The following is a 15,727-nucleotide window of genomic DNA, read 5'->3' on the forward strand; positions in this document are numbered from 1 at the left end:
TTGCTCGACGGCCTGAACCCGCAGCAGCGGGCCGCCGTCGCACACCAGGGGTCGCCGCTGCTGATCGTCGCCGGCGCCGGGTCCGGGAAGACCGCGGTGTTGACCCGTCGCATCGCTTACCTCCTGGCCGAGCGCGACGTGAGCCCAGGTCAGATCCTGGCCATCACCTTCACCAACAAGGCCGCCGCCGAGATGCGCGAGCGCGTGGCGAACCTCGTGGGCCGACGTGCCAACTCCATGTGGGTCTCGACCTTCCACTCCAGTTGCGTGCGCATCCTGCGGAACCAGGCTTCTCTGCTGCCCGGACTGAACTCCAACTTCTCGATCTACGACTCCGATGACTCCCGGCGACTGCTGCAGATGATCGGGCGCGATATGAGCCTGGACATCAAGCGCTACTCACCACGGCTGCTGGCCACCGCCATCTCCAACCTGAAGAACGAGCTCATCTCACCGGAGCAGGCGGTGGCCAACCTCAGCATCGACGACGATGCCGGTGAGCTGCGCCGAATCGTCGCCGACGTGTACGGCGAATATCAGCGGCGCCTGCGTGCGGCCAATGCCCTGGACTTCGACGACCTCATCGGTGAAACCGTGGCCGTGCTGCAGCAGTTCCCGCAGATCGCGCAGTTCTACCGCCGCAAGTTCCGGCACATCCTGGTTGACGAGTACCAGGACACCAACCATGCCCAGTACGTGTTGGTCCGCGAACTAGTGGGTGCTCACGTGGACCGCACGGTTGATCCGGACAGCCCGGAACCGGCGGAGCTGTGCGTGGTGGGCGACGCCGACCAGTCCATCTACGCGTTCCGCGGTGCCACGATTCGCAACATCGAGGAATTCGAGCGCGACTACCCCAACGCGAAAACCATTCTGCTGGAACAGAACTATCGATCCACGCAGAACATATTGAGTGCCGCCAACGCTGTTATCGCCAAGAACACCAACCGCAGAGAGAAGCGGTTGTGGACTGATTCGGGTGAGGGCGAGCTGATCGTGGGCTACGTCGCGGACAACGAACACGACGAGGCGTCGTTCATCGCCCGGGAGATCGACGGACTTTTCGATCGCAGCGACGCCAACTACGGCGACGTCGCGGTGTTCTATCGCACCAACAACAACTCCCGGTCGCTTGAAGAGATTTTCATTCGAACCGGCATTCCGTACAAAGTCGTTGGGGGAGTGCGGTTCTACGAGCGTAAGGAAATCCGCGACATCGTCGCGTACCTACGAGTGCTGACCAATCCGGGTGATGCGGTGAGCCTGCGGAGAATCCTCAATACCCCGCGCCGGGGTATCGGTGACCGGGCCGAGGCGTGCGTGGCCGTGCACGCCGAAACCGCGGGCATTGGTTTCGGAGAAGCGCTCGCAGACGCCGCGGCAGGCAAGGTTGCGATGCTGAACTCTCGCTCCGAGAAGGCAATTGCCGCCTTCATGGACATGCTCGACGAGATTCGCGCCACGTTACGCACTGACCCGGGGGCATTGCCCGATATCGGCGATGTGGTTGACGCCGTGCTCAACCACACCGGATATCGATATGAGTTGGAGAACAGCAGCGACCCGCAAGAGTTGGCGCGACTCGACAACCTCAATGAATTGGTCAGTGTTGCACACGAATTCAGTGCTGATGCGGCCAACGCCCAGGCGGCCGGTGAGGATCTGCCGGTCGACGACGAGGATGTCGGCGCGCCCCCGGGAAGCCTGGAGGCGTTCCTGGAACGGGTATCGCTGGTGGCCGATGCCGACGAGCTGCCCGAATCCACCGCCGGTGTGGTCACGATGATGACCCTGCACACGGCCAAGGGGCTGGAGTTCCCGGTGGTCTTCGTGACCGGCTGGGAAGACGGCATGTTCCCGCACATGCGTGCCCTGGGAGATCCTGTGGAGCTGGCCGAGGAACGCAGGCTTGCCTACGTCGGGATCACGCGCGCCCGCCAGCGTCTGTATCTGAGCCGGGCCAAGGTGCGTTCATCGTGGGGGCAGCCCATGATGAACCCGGAATCGCGCTTCCTGCAAGAGATTCCACAAGACCTGATCGACTGGCGGCGCACCGACCCGCTGCCTGGCCGTATCGCGACGGGCTCCGGAAGCTACGGCGGCGGTGGCTACGGGTCCAGCGGATCGCGCGGAGGATTTGGCGGTGGCGGCGGTTCGTTGGGCGCTCCCTCCAAGAAGCGCACCAAGCCGCTGCTGGTGCTGGAGCCCGGCGATCGCGTGAGTCATGACAAGTATGGGCTGGGCAAGGTCATGGAGGTCACCGGTGTCGGCGAGAGTGCCACATCGCTTATCGACTTCGGCAGTGACGGACGTGTGAAGCTGATGCACAACTTCGCGCCCGTCCAGAAGCTCTAGAACAAAAAACACCGGGCGTGAGCCTCGATGCTCACACCCGGTGTTGAAAGCTGTGTATCAGTCGCCGAAGCGGCTGAAGGTGATGCCCTTGTTGGCCAGCCAGCCCTGCGGGTCGATGCGCTGCGAACCACCCAGTAGCACTTCGAAATGCAGGTGCGGGCCGGTGGAGTTACCGCGGTTACCGATGGTGGCGATGCGATCGCCCGCCATCACGCGCTGACCCACCGATACTTCCCACGTGTTGATGTGGCCGTACAGGGTCACGGTGCCGTCCGAGTGGCGGATCTTGACCCAGGCGCCGTAACCGGCGGTCGGGCCCGTCGCGATGACGACGCCGTCGGCCGCGGCCACGATCGGCGTGCCGATGCTGTTGGCGATATCGATGCCACCGTGTAGCGCACCCCAGCGGTATCCGAAGCCGGAGGTGAAGGTTCCGTTGGTCGGCATCACGAAGCGCGGAGCCAGCAGACGCTTCTCGCGGTCCGCCCGCTCGGAAGCGAAGGCGGTGGCCTTCGCCAGCTGCTCATCGGTGACCGAGGCGTCGGTGGCCAGCGGAGCGGAGATTAACTGCGGTCCGTGGGCGGCCATCACCGCTGCGGAGCTACCCAGCGCAAGGCTGTGGTGATCAGCGGCCGTCGCGGCATCGTGCTCGCTGAGCGCGGTATATCCGGCGGCGGCAGCGGCACCGGCGGCCATGGCCGCCAGGGCGATGCGTGTCTTGCCTACCTGACCAATTTCGCGGCGGCGGTGCACGCCTCCGCTGCTGATCCGGGGCAGCTTGTCGGTGGGAGTGTCACGGGGGTCTCTGGTGCGTGCCGCGGAGGCGGCGAACCAGTCCGCGGTGGCCTCGATGGAGGCGCGAATCCGATCGGACTCGTCGGTGTCTTCTTCCCAGTCCTGCTCGATCTGATCGAGAGCGGTCTGTTGCTCGGCCTCGGCGCCCTCTTCTGGGGCGTCCTCGTAGACGTCGTAGTCCTCGAGCTCTGGGCGCTCTAGCGCGTCACTCAGGCCGAACTCGTCGATCGGCACGATGTTGGTGATCTCGTTCTCGGTCGGTGCCGTGCTCCGACCACCACGCGTGCGTGTCGTTCGATGCTGTGTCAAAACCCTGCCAGTCTTCCGTTCGGCGTCACGACCTAGCGTGACCAAAACGTGATCTAACCCAAGAGAAGGTAACGGTTGGGCAAGGGGAGTCGCAACTCAATGCGTGGAAACGCATATAAATGTGACTTGTGTCACGAAGTCGCTGATAGGGCTCCCGAGCCCGGGCATCGTTGCCGAATCTCGCCGGGGCTACCTCACCACAGATCACGGCCGTATGGCGACCCCTTGTGACCGAACTGAAACCGGTTACAGATGCGTTCGAGTCCTGCCAGCGGGTGGCCAGCGGGTGAATTCTGCGGGTGACCAGGTGGTGAATTCGGCCACTTACTCAGAAGTAGTGAGGGGCCTCGCTGTGGCCTTGGCTACAGTCCCTAGTGCAATAGTGCCGACCCGACGTTCGACGAGGAAGATGGGCTAGCTAGATGGATTTATTCGAGTACCAGGCCAAGGAGCTGTTCGCTAAGCACAACGTGCCGACGACGCCGGGCCGGGTTACCACCACCGCCGAGGATGCCAAGGCGATCGCCGAGGAAATCGGCAAGCCAGTGATGATCAAGGCACAGGTCAAGGTCGGTGGACGTGGCAAGGCCGGTGGCGTGAAGTACGCCGCCACTCCTGATGACGCTTTCACTCACGCAGAGAACATCCTGGGCCTGGACATCAAGGGCCACATCGTCAAGAAGATCCTCGTCGCCGAGGCCAGCGATATCGCCGAGGAGTACTACATCTCCTTCTTGCTGGATCGCGCTAACCGCACCTACCTGGCTATGTGCTCGGTCGAGGGTGGCGTGGAAATCGAAGTGACCGCCGAGGAGAACCCCGACGCGCTGGCCAAGGTGCCGGTCGACGCGGTCAAGGGCGTTGACTTGGCTCTGGCGCGCGAGATCGCCGAGAAGGGCAAGCTGCCCGCCGAGGTGCTGGACTCCGCCGCGGTGACCATCCAGAAGCTCTGGGAAGTGTTCGTCGGTGAGGACGCCACCCTGGTGGAGGTCAACCCGCTGGTGCGCACCCCCGACAACCAGATCCTGGCGCTGGACGGCAAGGTGACCCTGGACGGCAACGCCGACTTCCGTCAGCCCGGCCACGCCGAGTTCGAGGACAAGGACGCCACCGATCCGCTGGAGCTCAAGGCCAAGGAGCACGACCTCAACTACGTCAAGCTTGACGGCCAGGTCGGCATCATCGGCAACGGCGCGGGTCTGGTCATGTCCACCCTGGACGTGGTCGCCTATGCCGGTGAGAACCACAACGGCGTGAAGCCTGCCAACTTCCTGGACATCGGCGGTGGCGCCTCGGCCGAGGTGATGGCCGCCGGTCTCGACGTCATCCTGGGCGACTCGCAGGTCAAGAGCGTCTTCGTGAACGTGTTCGGTGGCATCACCGCATGCGATGCGGTTGCCAACGGCATCGTCGGAGCCCTCAAGACCCTCGGTGACACGGCCAGCAAGCCGCTGGTGGTCCGTCTCGACGGCAACAAGGTCGAAGAAGGACGGGCGATCCTGGCCGAGTTCAATCATCCGCTGGTTATCCAGGCCGAGACCATGGACGCCGGTGCCGACAAGGCCGCCGAGCTGGCGAGCAAGTAAGGGAGCTTGAATCAATGTCCATTTTCCTGAACAAAGAATCCAAGGTCATCGTCCAGGGCATCACCGGCGGTGAGGGCACCAAGCACACCGCGCTGATGCTCAAGGCCGGTACCCAGGTCGTGGGTGGCGTCAACGCCCGCAAGGCCGGAACCACCGTGTCGCACAAGGACGCCGACGGCAACGATGTCGAGCTGCCGGTGTTCGGCAGTGTGGCCGAGGCCATCAAGGAGACCGGCGCCGACGTGTCGATCGCCTTCGTGCCGCCCGCGTTCTCCAAGGACGCGATCATTGAGGCCATCGACGCCGAGATCCCGCTGCTGGTTGTCATCACCGAGGGAATCCCGGTGCAGGACAGCGCATATGCGTGGGCCTACAACGTCGAGAAGGGCAACAAGACCCGCATCATCGGGCCCAACTGCCCCGGCATCATTACCCCCGGCGAGGCCCTGGTGGGTATCACCCCCAACAACATCACCGGCACCGGTCCGGTCGGTCTGGTGTCCAAGTCCGGCACCCTGACCTACCAGATGATGTATGAGCTGCGCGATTTCGGTTTCTCGACCGCTATCGGCATCGGCGGCGACCCGGTCATCGGCACCACCCACATCGACGCCATCGAGGCGTTCGAGAAGGACCCGGAGACCAAGATCATCGTCATGATCGGTGAGATCGGTGGCGACGCCGAGGAGCGCGCGGCCGACTACATCAAGGCCAACGTGTCCAAGCCGGTCGTCGGCTACGTCGCGGGCTTCACTGCCCCCGAGGGCAAGACCATGGGGCACGCCGGCGCCATCGTGTCCGGCAGCTCGGGTACCGCCCAGGCCAAGAAGGAGGCCCTTGAGGCCGCCGGTGTGAAGGTCGGCAAGACGCCGTCCGAGACCGCCAAGCTGGCTCGCGAGATCCTGCAGAGCCTGTAACGGCTTCTTACGCAAGGGCCCCGACCGGATTTCCGGTTGGGGCCCTTGTCGTTTCGCCGAGCGTATACCTGGTGCAGCTGATTCAGGCCTGGGCGCCGCGTACGGTATGCGCTCGCGCTCGGCCTGTCCTTGGTGAAATTTGGTCCGCGGCAGGGTAATTCGCCCCTCTGAAGACACTGAATCTCCTGGCAGGCGATATTCGGTTTCATTCAATGAGATTGTGTGACTTACGCATGAACAATCGGATGAGGCTGCCTGTGAACCGCTGATCAGCGGCTATCTTCTCGATTCGTGGACCTCTCGTTCGACACATCCGGACTGGTGCCGAGTGAGGATGGTTGGTACGACCCGGCGACGGGCGATCAGTTCTGGGTCTCCCACTCGCGCGGCGCTTACCTGTCGGTGCCACTGGACGATCTGAACGCCGTGCGCCGCGCGCTTGTCGAGGCGGTGCTCAAACGCCGTGCGGGTGTGATCGAGGCGTACATCGTCGGCGTCGATACGTTGCCCGGCCTGCTCTATGTGGTGAAGGTTCCGAAAACCGATGCCCAGCAGGGGCTCACCTTCATGGCCTCGATAGTTGTTCCGCGCGCGCATTCGTATGCGATGGTCTGCGGGGCATTTGCGGAGGGGCCGGTGACCGGGGTGCGCGAGGCGGCCGTGCTCGAGGAGCTGTTGGCGGCCGGTGGTCCGTCGTCGAAAATGTGGCCGCCGCATCCCTACGCACCCGATCTGGAGCCGGGCATTCCGTACAACATCGCCGACGAAATACGTTGGGACATCAGGTTCCCTGACCATCCACTGTCGCGCCTGCGGCGATGGGTGGCAAGGGTGACACCAACCATCAGCGTGGAGCAGAAGTTCGCCGCGCTGCCGCCGTTCTCGGTGCCTTAGGCGAATGCGGCCAGTTTCCCGGACAACCGCTCGATGTACGCCCGCACTTCTTCCTCGGAGCGGTCGGGCATCCCGAAGATCGCCTCGGTGACACCCAGCTCGCGCCAGGCGGCGAGTTGTTCGGGGTCCGGCTTGCCTGCCAGTACGTAGATCAGCGGGTCGCCTTCACGGCCTGCCGCCGCCCATTCCGCCTTGAGTGCCACGATCTTGCCGGTGATGTCCTCGTCGCGCGGGGTGGACATCCAGCCATCGGCATTCTTGGCGATCCACTTGAAATTCTTCTCGGTGCCGCCCGCGCCGACGATCACCGGCACATGCTTCTGCACAGTCTTGGGCCAGGCCCAGCTGGGGCCGAAATTAACGAATTCGCCTGAGTAGCTGGCTTCTTCGTTTTCCCACAGCTTGCGCATTGCCTCGATGTACTCGCGCAGCATGGTGCGGCGCCGCCCCGCGGGAACGTTGTGGTCGGCCAGCTCGTCGGTGTTCCAGCCGTATCCGACACCGACGGTGACCCGGCCACCGCTCATGTGGTCAAGGGTGGCAATCGATTTGGCAAGGGTGATGGGATCGTGCTCGACGGGGATCGCGACTGCGGTGGCGAGCCGGATCTTCGTCGTCACCGCACACGCGGCGCCGAGGGACACCCAGGGGTCCAGGGTGCGCATGTAGCGGTCGTCGGGTAGTTCCGCGCCGCCGGTGCCGGGGTGGGCGGCCTCGCGCTTAACGGGGATGTGCGTGTGCTCGGGCACGTAGAAGGTGCTGAACCCGCCGTCCTCGGCGGCCTTGGCGGCGATGTCCGGCGAGATGCCGCGGTCACTGGTGAACAGAACGAGGCCGTAGTCCATCCACCAATTAGAACGTGTTCCAGTTTTGTTGTCGAGGGTGGGGCCCAAATGGTGCGGGGAACGGATCACGGTGAGTAAGACGGATGACCGCCCGCGGGGTTCGCTGTTTGCATGACTCCGTGACGACCGAACGGATATCTGACCACGTCAAATTCGCGTACTGGGTCCCCAATGTCAGCGGTGGCCTGGTCACCAGCACCATCGAGCAGCGCACCGACTGGGGTTACGACTACAACGTCACCTTGGCGCGCACGGCCGAGAACAACGGCTTCGAGTACGCGCTCACCCAGGTGCGGTATGAGGCCAGCTATGGCGCCGAATACCAACACGAGTCCACCAGCTTCTCTCTTGCTCTGCTGCTGGCCACCGAGCGCCTCAAGGTGATCGCCGCCGTCCACCCCGGGCTCTGGCAGCCGGGCGTGCTCGCCAAGCTGGGCGCAACCGCCGACCACCTTTCCGGCGGTCGCTTCGCCGTCAACGTGGTCTCCGGATGGTTCAAGGACGAGTTCACTCACCTGGGTGAACCGTGGCTGGAGCACGACGAGAGGTACCGCCGAAGTGGCGAGTTCCTCCAGGTGCTGCGCAAGATCTGGACCGAGGATGACGTCGACTTCCGGGGCGATTTCTATCGGATCCACGACTTCACGCTGAAGCCCAAGCCGCTTCACACGCCCGAGCTGTTCCAGGGAGGCAACTCCACGGCCGCGCGGCGCAACGGCGGCCTCTACTCCGACTGGTACTTCTCCAACGGCAAGGACTTCGCGGGCATCACCGATCAGATCGTGGAGGTCCGCGACCACGCCCGCACCGTCGGTCGCGAGGTCAGCGTCGGGCTCAACGGTTTCATCATCGCCAGAGACACCGAGGCCGAAGCGCGCGAGGTCCTGCGGGAGATCGTCGCGAAGGCCAATCGCCCCGCCGTCGAGGGCTTCCGTGCGGCCGTTCAGCAGGCAGGCTCGGCCACCGGCGACAAGAAGGGCATGTGGGCGGACTCCTCGTTCGAGGATCTGGTGCAGTACAACGACGGATTCCGGACCCAGCTCATCGGCACCCCGGAACAGATCGCTGAGCGGATCGTCGCCTACCGCCGCCGGGGTGTGGACCTGATCCTGGGCGGCTTCCTGCACTTCCAGGAGGAGATCGAATACTTCGGCGCCAAGGTGCTGCCACTGGTCCGCGAGATCGAGGCAGCCGATGCTCAGGAAACCCACAGCGAATATCGCGTACCGGTTTTGAGCTAACCGATGTGCCTCGGCCTTGTCTCGGCTTGTCCTTGCCCCGGCCGGGGCAACGGTGCAGTAGCGTGGAGGCGATCCACCCCGAGACCACGACCGAAACCGTGATGTAGGAGATGTAATGACGTATTCGACCGGTGGGCCCGGATACCAGCCCGCGCAGCCGTCCAATCCGTACGGCACCCCGTCCTTTGTGGCCGAGCCCAACACGGGCGCGCTAGGGGTTTACCTGCCCGGTGGTGTCCTGGTGCTGAGCCTGATCGGCTTCATTGCCGGCTTCGGGCCGTTCTACACCGGGAAGGCCAGCTCGGGGACGTCGGGAAGCTTCGGCGGATTCGACCTCCTGGCTCTGTCGCCGGTCTTCGGCTTCGCTCAGTTCGCGCTACTGCTCGCCGGTCTGACCGCGGGAGTCTCGCTCCTCTCCGGCAAGGACGACAAGCAGGCGCCCGTCGCCATCCTGTCGATCGTGGGATTCCTCTTTGTCCTTGGCGGTCTGTTCGGCAATCCGTTCGCGGCCGCCTTCGGTGAGGTCGGTATCGGGTGGGGCCTGATCACGCTCGCCGTGGTGTCCGGCCTGCAGGCCGCGGCCGCCGTCTATGCCCTGCTCAGCGAGGTCGGCGTGGTGAAGGCCAAGACTGCTTCGCCCGCGACCAATCCGTTCGGTAGCCAGTACCAGCCGCAGCAGAGCCAGTACTACACCCCGGCGCAGCAGCAGCCCCAGCAGCAACTGCCCAAGCAGGGGCAGGGCTACGGCCAGGCCGGTGCTCAGGGGTACGGCCAGCAGCAGAGCTACGGCCAGCAGCCCGCCCCGAGCTACGGCCAGGCCGGTGCTCAGGGATACGGCCAGCAGCAGCCCGCGCCTGCCGCCCCGCCGTCGTACGGTGGCTACGGTCAGCAGCAGCCGCAGTCTGCGCCCCCGACCCCGCCGCAGGGCTTCAGCAGCTCCGGCTTCACTCCGCCGTCAGCGCAGCCGACCCAGCAGGCCGGATCCTCGCAGCCGACCCAGCAGTACCCGACCTTCGGTGGTGCCAGTGGTCAGGCTCCCGGAGGCGAGCAGGGCGGTGCGGGCGCTAGCAGTGGTTCGTCCTCCGCCAGCGGTGACGATCTGTTCGGCACCTCGCGTCCTTCCAATTAAGACTGTGTTTACTGCCGTGATCGGCGCGTGAATCAAACCTCGCGCGCCAATCCCGCACAGGCTCGCGCACTGCTGACGGTTGCCTTTGGCCCGTCAGCAGTTGCGTTGGTCATCATTGCGGCAATCGTCTTGGTGCAGTTGGTAATTGCCAACAGCGACATGACCGGGACGTTCGGTGCGGTGGCCAGCATGTGGCTGGGCACCCACCTGGTACCCATCTCGATCGGTGGGCGAGTCATCGAGGTGCTGCCGCTGTTGCCGACGGCGGCGATGGTTTGGGGCGTTGCCCGAACGGTCGCCTCGACGATCGCACCCACAGCTTCCTGGTACGTGATCCGGTGGGTGATCGCCTCGGCACTGGCCGGTCCGCTCTTGATGACGGCGATATCGCTGGCGATCATTCACGACGCATCGACGGTGCTGACGCAGCTGCAATCACCGAATGCCTTGCGCGCATTCGGTTCTGTCCTGGGAGTCCACGCCGCCGGTGCGATTGCCGGCGTATTGCTGCGAGTCGGCAGGCGGCTCGCGGCGCTCCTGCAGCTGCCGTCATGGCCCATGGACGCGGTCCGTGGCGCTGTCGCCGGGGTGCTCGCACTCTTCGGACTGTCCGCGGCGGTGACCGCGGGTTCTTTGGTGGTCCACTGGGCGACGATGGACCAGCTGTACTCGGTCACCAACGATTTTGTGGGTCAGCTGAGCCTGACCCTGTTGGCGATCCTCTACGCGCCCAACGTCATTCTGGGTGCCTGCGCACTGGCGGTCGGATCAAGCGCGAACGTGGGTACCGCGGCCTTTAGCGCGTTCGCCGTTTTCGGTGGACAGCTGCCGGCGGTGCCGATCCTGGCAGCGGTCCCCACGCCACCTCTTGGTCCCGCGTGGGTGGCCCTGATGATCATCGGTGCGGTGTCCGGGGTGGCTGTCGGTCAGCAATGCGCGCGCCGACCCGTTCCGTGGCCGACGGCGATCCACAAGGTGGTCGCGGCGGCATTGCTCGCGGCAACATTCCTGGCGATCGTCGGAAAGCTCGCCGGCGGGCAGCTGGGGAACTTCGGACGCCTGGGGATCGATCAGGGCACGTTCGGCCCTGGGGTGTTCTTCTGGTTCCTGGTCATCGGCCTGTTGACGGTGTTCATGCTGGGCGGAGCCACTCGTCTTCCGGCTAAGGCACGGCCAGAGCCAGAGCCAGAGCCGGAGTCGGAGCCCGAACCGGAACCGGAAACGGAGCTAGAGCCCGAACCGGTGCCTGAGCCGGAACCCGAATCCGAGCCGGAGGTGGAGGCCGAACCGGACCCGGAGGCCCAGGCCCAACCTCAAGCCGAGACTGACTCCAGCGACCCTCCGGAACAGGCCAAGTGACCAGTCCGGCTACGCTCAGCGGCGTGTCGGTGTCGGATTCTCCTCGTGCGGGTGGCTCTTCGGAGCCCACGTCGCCCGTTGAGATCGCCCCATCTGCCCCGGCACGCGTCGTGGTCCTGGCCTCCGGCACCGGAAGCCTGCTGCGCTCCCTGCTTGACGCGGCTACGAATGACTTCCCGGCCCGGATCGTCGCCGTAGGCACCGACCGGCAATGCGCGGCCGTCGATATCGCCACCGGCGCGCAGCTGCCCAGCTACACCGTGCGGCTCTCCGACTACGACTCCCGTGAAGAATGGGATGCCGCCATCACCGACGCCACGGCCGCTCACCGGCCCGATCTGGTGGTCTCGGCCGGATTCATGAAGATACTTGGGTCACGGTTTCTTTCGCAGTTCTTGGGGCGGGTCATTAACACCCATCCCGCGCTGTTGCCGTCGTTCCCCGGCGCGCATGCCGTCCCCGACGCTCTGGCGCATGGGGTCAAGGTCACCGGTTGCACGGTGCATCTGGTCGATGACGGGATGGACACCGGGCCGATCCTTGCCCAGCAGGCTGTCGCCGTGCACGGGGATGACGACGAGGCCAGCCTGCATGAACGTATCAAGGTAGTGGAACGCACGCTGCTGGTAGATGTGCTGGCCGCGGTGGCCACCAGAGGTTTGATTTGGAACGGAAGAAGGGCCTCCATCAAGTGAGTACGCAGCGACCCGTACAGCGGGCATTGATCAGTGTCTACGACAAGACCGGACTGGAAGAGCTCGCCAGCGGGCTGCACGCCGCCGGTGTGGAACTGGTATCCACCGGATCTACCGCGAAAACCATTGCTGCCGCGTCAATTCCAGTGACACCTGTGGAAGAGGTCACCGGGTTTCCGGAGGTGCTGGATGGCCGGGTGAAGACCTTGCATCCGCATGTGCACGCCGGCGTCTTGGCCGACACCCGCCGCGAGGAGCACCTGACCCAACTCGAGGAGCTGGGCGTCAAGGGCTTCGAGCTGGTGGTCGTCAACCTGTACCCGTTCGCCGCCACAGTGGCCTCGGGCGCCTCCGAGGACGAATGCGTCGAACAAATCGACATCGGTGGCCCCTCGATGGTGCGTGCCGCCGCCAAAAACCACCCGAGCGTGGCGGTGGTCGTGGACCCCGCCTCATACGGTGCGGTCCTGGCTGCGGTCGATGCCGGGGGATTCACCCTGGAGGCGCGGAAGACTCTGGCAGCCAAGGCATTCCGACACACCGCCGAGTATGACGTGGCGGTCGCCGGCTGGCTGTCATCCGTGGCGGAGCCCGAGGGTGCCGAGTTGCCCTCATGGATCGGCGGCACGTGGACTCGTTCGGCGGTGCTGCGTTACGGGGAGAACCCGCACCAGCAGGCGGCCCTGTACACCGGTGCCGCGGGGCGTGGTCTGGCGCAGGCGGAGCAGCTGCACGGAAAAGAGATGTCGTACAACAACTACACGGATGCCGATGCTGCCTGGCGCGCCGCGTGGGACCAGGACAAGGCCTGCGCCGCCATCATCAAGCACGCCAATCCGTGCGGTATCGCGGTATCGGACATCTCGATCGCCGATGCGCATCTCAAGGCACACGAATGCGATCCACTGAGTGCCTTCGGCGGCGTCATCGCGGTCAACCGCGAGGTGAGCGTGGAGATGGCCGAGCGGGTCGCCGATATTTTCACCGAGGTGATTGTGGCCCCGGGTTACGAGGACGGCGCCGTGGAGGTGCTGAGCCGCAAGAAGAACGTGCGTCTGCTGCGCGCGACGCCGCCCCAGTCCGGGTACACCGAATGGCGACAGATCAGCGGTGGCCTGCTCGTGCAGGAGCGCGACGCGCTCGACGCCGCGGGTGACGATCCGGCCAACTGGACATTGGTGGCCGGTACCGCTGTGGATGAGGACACGTTGGCGGACTTGGCGTTTGCCTGGAAGGTGGGGCGGGCCGTCAAGTCCAACGCGATCGTCGTGGCCTCCGGCGGTGCCACCATCGGTGTCGGAATGGGACAGGTCAACCGGGTAGACGCCGCCAAGCTGGCGGTGTCTCGTGGCGGGGATCGCGTCTCCGGTGCGGTAGCGGCCTCGGACGCCTTCTTCCCGTTCCCGGATGGCCTGGAGGTGCTGACGCAGGCCGGAGTTCGAGCGATCGTGCATCCGGGCGGTTCCATGCGCGACGAGTTGGTGACCGATGCTGCTAAGGCTGCCGGAATCACGTTGTACACCACTGGAGCACGTCACTTCGCCCATTAGGGCGCAACGATAGGGAGAGCCGATGGTTCAGCCCAGTTTGGATTGGCCGGGCGAGCCATTGCGCTCTCTGGTGTGGACGCTGCAAGCCTGGGCGGTCACCATGGTGGTATTCCTTGCGGTGGCTTTCGCTATCGCCCGGTTTACCCAATGGGGGCAGCAATTCTGGCGAGTCAACGCGCCCTTCTTCCGGGGGCGTGACAGTTGGCGCACGTGGGCATTGCTGGCATTCATCATGTGGCACACGGTGTACATGGCACGCGTGACGGTGATCTTCACGTACCAGTACAAGGACCTGATGAATGCGCTGCAGGTTGGCTCGGAGGCGCTTGTCACCCACAACCCGGCTCTACTGGCCGACGCGCGGCAGGCGTTCTTCACCTCGTTCGCGATCAGCGGCATTCTCGTGGTGCTCACGGTCACCTACACGGTGGTGGATTTCTTCCTGCGCAGAGTGTTCGCCATCCGGTGGCGGGTGTGGCTCAACACGCGGCTCGTCGACGACTGGATGAGCAAGGACGCCTTCTACCGCAACCGTTTTCTGGATGTTCCGGTGGAGAACCCCGACCAGCGGATCCAGATCGACATTGAGACGCACACCACCAAATCGGTGGATCTGACGCTCGGTGCGGTGAATAAGACACTGCTGATCGTCATGTTCACCGGGGTGCTGTGGCAGCTCTCGGGTCCACTGTTGTTGTGGGGAATCGAGATCCCCCGAGCCATGGTCTTCATCGCGTTCGTGTTCTCGATCACGGTGACCGTCATCGCATTCTGGATCGGCCGTCCACTGGTGCGGCTGAACTTCTTGAACGAACGGTTCAGCGCGAGCTTCCGGTACGCGCTGGTGCGGCTGCGCGACAGCTCCGAACGGGTGGCCTTCTACCGGGGCGGCGAACGTGAACGCCGGCTACTGCATTCACGTTTCGGTGAGATCATCGCCAACATGTGGCGCATCGTGTACGCCCAGCTGCGCCTCAACGGATGGAACCGCGGTATCGGCGACGTGACCACCGGCATGATCCCGTACATCGTGCAGGCGCCTCGATTCTTCACCGGCCAGATCAAAGTCGGTGACCTGCTGCAGACCGTCGCCGCATTCGGAAACGTCTGCGGCGCAATGTCCTTCTTCCGCGACAGTTATGACGAATTCACCGTCTACCGGGCCGCGCTCCTGCGTATCGATCAGATGCTCGACAGCGATCATCGTGCACGCGAACTGCCACGGATCAATGTGGCCGGCGCCGACGACGCCCTGATACTCACCGATGTCCAGGTCCGCGATCTGCAGGGGCTGGACATGATCGCGGACCTCAACCTCACGCTGACCGCAGGTGACAGTGTCGTGGTCAAGGGCCCGTCGGGCTGTGGGAAGACCACCTTGCTGCGCAGCCTGGCGCAGCTGTGGCCACAGGCCTCCGGACTGGTCGAGCGCCCCGACGGGTGGGCGACCCTGTTCCTGCCGCAGCTGCCGTACCTGCCGTTGGGCAACCTGCGCGCAACGGTGGTGTATCCGCTTCCCGTGGAAGATGTTACGGACGAGGAGCTCAAGCAGGCGCTGCGCGATGTCTCGCTCGGGCATCTGACCGAGCGGCTGGATCAGGAAGCCGACTGGGCCGCCGTGCTCTCGCTGGGGGAGCAGCAGCGGGTGTCCTTCGTCAGGGTGCTGCTGGTGCGTCCCACGGTGGTGTTCCTCGACGAGTCGACCTCGGCTCTGGACGAGGGGCTGGAGGATGCGATGTATGCGCTGGTGCGAGAACGGCTACCCGACTGTGTGGTTGTCAGCGTGGGGCACAGGTCGACGATCGACCGTCACCACCGGTCGCGGTTGCAGCTGACCGGCAGCGGCGCATGGGAGCTCTCGCCGGTGTGAATCGAGCCGGGCGGGAACTTTCGGTCACGACCGCGCGACTGATCTAGTGACGGCGTCTGTGGGCTGGGCGTACGTCCACCGCGGTGGCTCCACGCGACGGATGCCAGCACGGTGCCTGTGATGAGTTCGGCAGTTAACCGTTCGAAGGAAAGGAACCGCCATGCGCGAAATCGCTGTTGAGA

12 protein-coding genes are annotated in these 15,727 nt (G+C 64.6%); 10 read left to right on the forward strand and 2 right to left on the reverse strand.

Annotated elements, in window-relative coordinates; genetic code table 11:
• The gene (gene pcrA, locus RHO23_RS01130; protein ID WP_196327683.1) at positions 1–2,355 is read left to right on the forward strand and encodes a DNA helicase PcrA; all 2,355 of its coding nucleotides are present in this window, start codon (positions 1–3) and stop codon (positions 2,353–2,355) included.
• 57 nt (positions 2,356–2,412) lie between these two features.
• Here pcrA and RHO23_RS01135 read toward each other — a convergent pair whose 3' ends face one another.
• On the reverse strand, positions 2,413–3,459 hold the full coding sequence (locus RHO23_RS01135; RefSeq protein ID WP_057963759.1) for a M23 family metallopeptidase: 1,047 nt from the start codon (positions 3,457–3,459) through the stop codon (positions 2,413–2,415).
• 422 nt (positions 3,460–3,881) lie between these two features.
• Between RHO23_RS01135 and sucC the strand changes: the two genes are divergently transcribed.
• From sucC to RHO23_RS01150, 3 genes are all read left to right on the forward strand, one after another.
• Complete coding sequence (sucC, locus tag RHO23_RS01140; RefSeq protein ID WP_030094507.1) at positions 3,882–5,045, forward strand: ADP-forming succinate--CoA ligase subunit beta; 1,164 nt, start codon at positions 3,882–3,884, stop codon at positions 5,043–5,045.
• A gap of 14 nt (positions 5,046–5,059) precedes the next feature.
• On the forward strand, positions 5,060–5,962 hold the full coding sequence (gene sucD / locus RHO23_RS01145) for a succinate--CoA ligase subunit alpha (RefSeq protein WP_030094508.1): 903 nt from the start codon (positions 5,060–5,062) through the stop codon (positions 5,960–5,962).
• A 291-nt stretch (positions 5,963–6,253) separates the two neighbouring features.
• On the forward strand, positions 6,254–6,856 hold the full coding sequence (locus RHO23_RS01150) for a hypothetical protein (protein WP_064407949.1): 603 nt from the start codon (positions 6,254–6,256) through the stop codon (positions 6,854–6,856).
• Here RHO23_RS01150 and RHO23_RS01155 read toward each other — a convergent pair.
• Positions 6,853–7,701: an LLM class F420-dependent oxidoreductase gene (locus RHO23_RS01155; protein ID WP_064407950.1), complete on the reverse strand. Its 849-nt coding sequence runs from the start codon at positions 7,699–7,701 to the stop codon at positions 6,853–6,855. The genes RHO23_RS01150 and RHO23_RS01155 overlap by 4 nt on opposite strands.
• A gap of 119 nt (positions 7,702–7,820) precedes the next feature.
• Between RHO23_RS01155 and sfnG the strand changes: the two genes are divergently transcribed.
• The 6 genes from sfnG to RHO23_RS01185 all read left to right on the forward strand — a co-directional run bounded on the left by sfnG (position 7,821) and on the right by RHO23_RS01185 (position 15,545).
• The gene (gene sfnG / locus RHO23_RS01160) at positions 7,821–8,942 is read left to right on the forward strand and encodes a dimethylsulfone monooxygenase SfnG (protein ID WP_057963762.1); all 1,122 of its coding nucleotides are present in this window, start codon (positions 7,821–7,823) and stop codon (positions 8,940–8,942) included.
• 115 nt (positions 8,943–9,057) lie between these two features.
• Entirely contained in the window at positions 9,058–10,071 is a 1,014-nt protein-coding gene (locus RHO23_RS01165) for a DUF5336 domain-containing protein (protein ID WP_064407951.1), read from the forward strand.
• A gap of 27 nt (positions 10,072–10,098) precedes the next feature.
• Positions 10,099–11,430 carry a DUF6350 family protein gene (locus tag RHO23_RS01170; protein ID WP_423488569.1) on the forward strand — a complete coding sequence of 444 codons (1,332 nt, stop codon included), beginning with the start codon at positions 10,099–10,101 and terminating at the stop codon, positions 11,428–11,430.
• Positions 11,427–12,125: a phosphoribosylglycinamide formyltransferase gene (purN, locus tag RHO23_RS01175; protein WP_423488570.1), complete on the forward strand. Its 699-nt coding sequence runs from the start codon at positions 11,427–11,429 to the stop codon at positions 12,123–12,125. The genes RHO23_RS01170 and purN overlap by 4 nt, the downstream gene beginning before the upstream one ends.
• Complete coding sequence (gene purH, locus RHO23_RS01180) at positions 12,122–13,675, forward strand: bifunctional phosphoribosylaminoimidazolecarboxamide formyltransferase/IMP cyclohydrolase (protein ID WP_423488571.1); 1,554 nt, start codon at positions 12,122–12,124, stop codon at positions 13,673–13,675. Before purN ends, purH begins: the two co-directional genes overlap by 4 nt.
• Positions 13,676–13,697: 22 nt before the next feature.
• Positions 13,698–15,545: an ABC transporter ATP-binding protein/permease gene (locus RHO23_RS01185; RefSeq protein WP_423488572.1), complete on the forward strand. Its 1,848-nt coding sequence runs from the start codon at positions 13,698–13,700 to the stop codon at positions 15,543–15,545.
• Positions 15,546–15,727: the final 182 nt, after the last annotated feature.

This window comes from Mycobacteroides sp. PCS013 (assembly GCF_049532645.1).
GTDB lineage: Bacteria > Actinomycetota > Actinomycetes > Mycobacteriales > Mycobacteriaceae > Mycobacterium > Mycobacterium gwanakae.

What these genes read in the sequence shown, in the direction of transcription:
- sucC (WP_030094507.1), top strand. Translation starts at nt 3,882, where the DNA reads ATGGATTTATTCGAGTACCAGGCCAAGGAGCTGTTCGCTAAGCACAAC.
- sucD (WP_030094508.1), top strand. Translation starts at nt 5,060, where the DNA reads ATGTCCATTTTCCTGAACAAAGAATCCAAGGTCATCGTCCAGGGCATC.
- RHO23_RS01155 (WP_064407950.1), bottom strand. Translation starts at nt 7,701, where the DNA reads ATGGACTACGGCCTCGTTCTGTTCACCAGTGACCGCGGCATCTCGCCG.
- RHO23_RS01165 (WP_064407951.1), top strand. Translation starts at nt 9,058, where the DNA reads ATGACGTATTCGACCGGTGGGCCCGGATACCAGCCCGCGCAGCCGTCC.
- RHO23_RS01185 (WP_423488572.1), top strand. Translation starts at nt 13,698, where the DNA reads ATGGTTCAGCCCAGTTTGGATTGGCCGGGCGAGCCATTGCGCTCTCTG.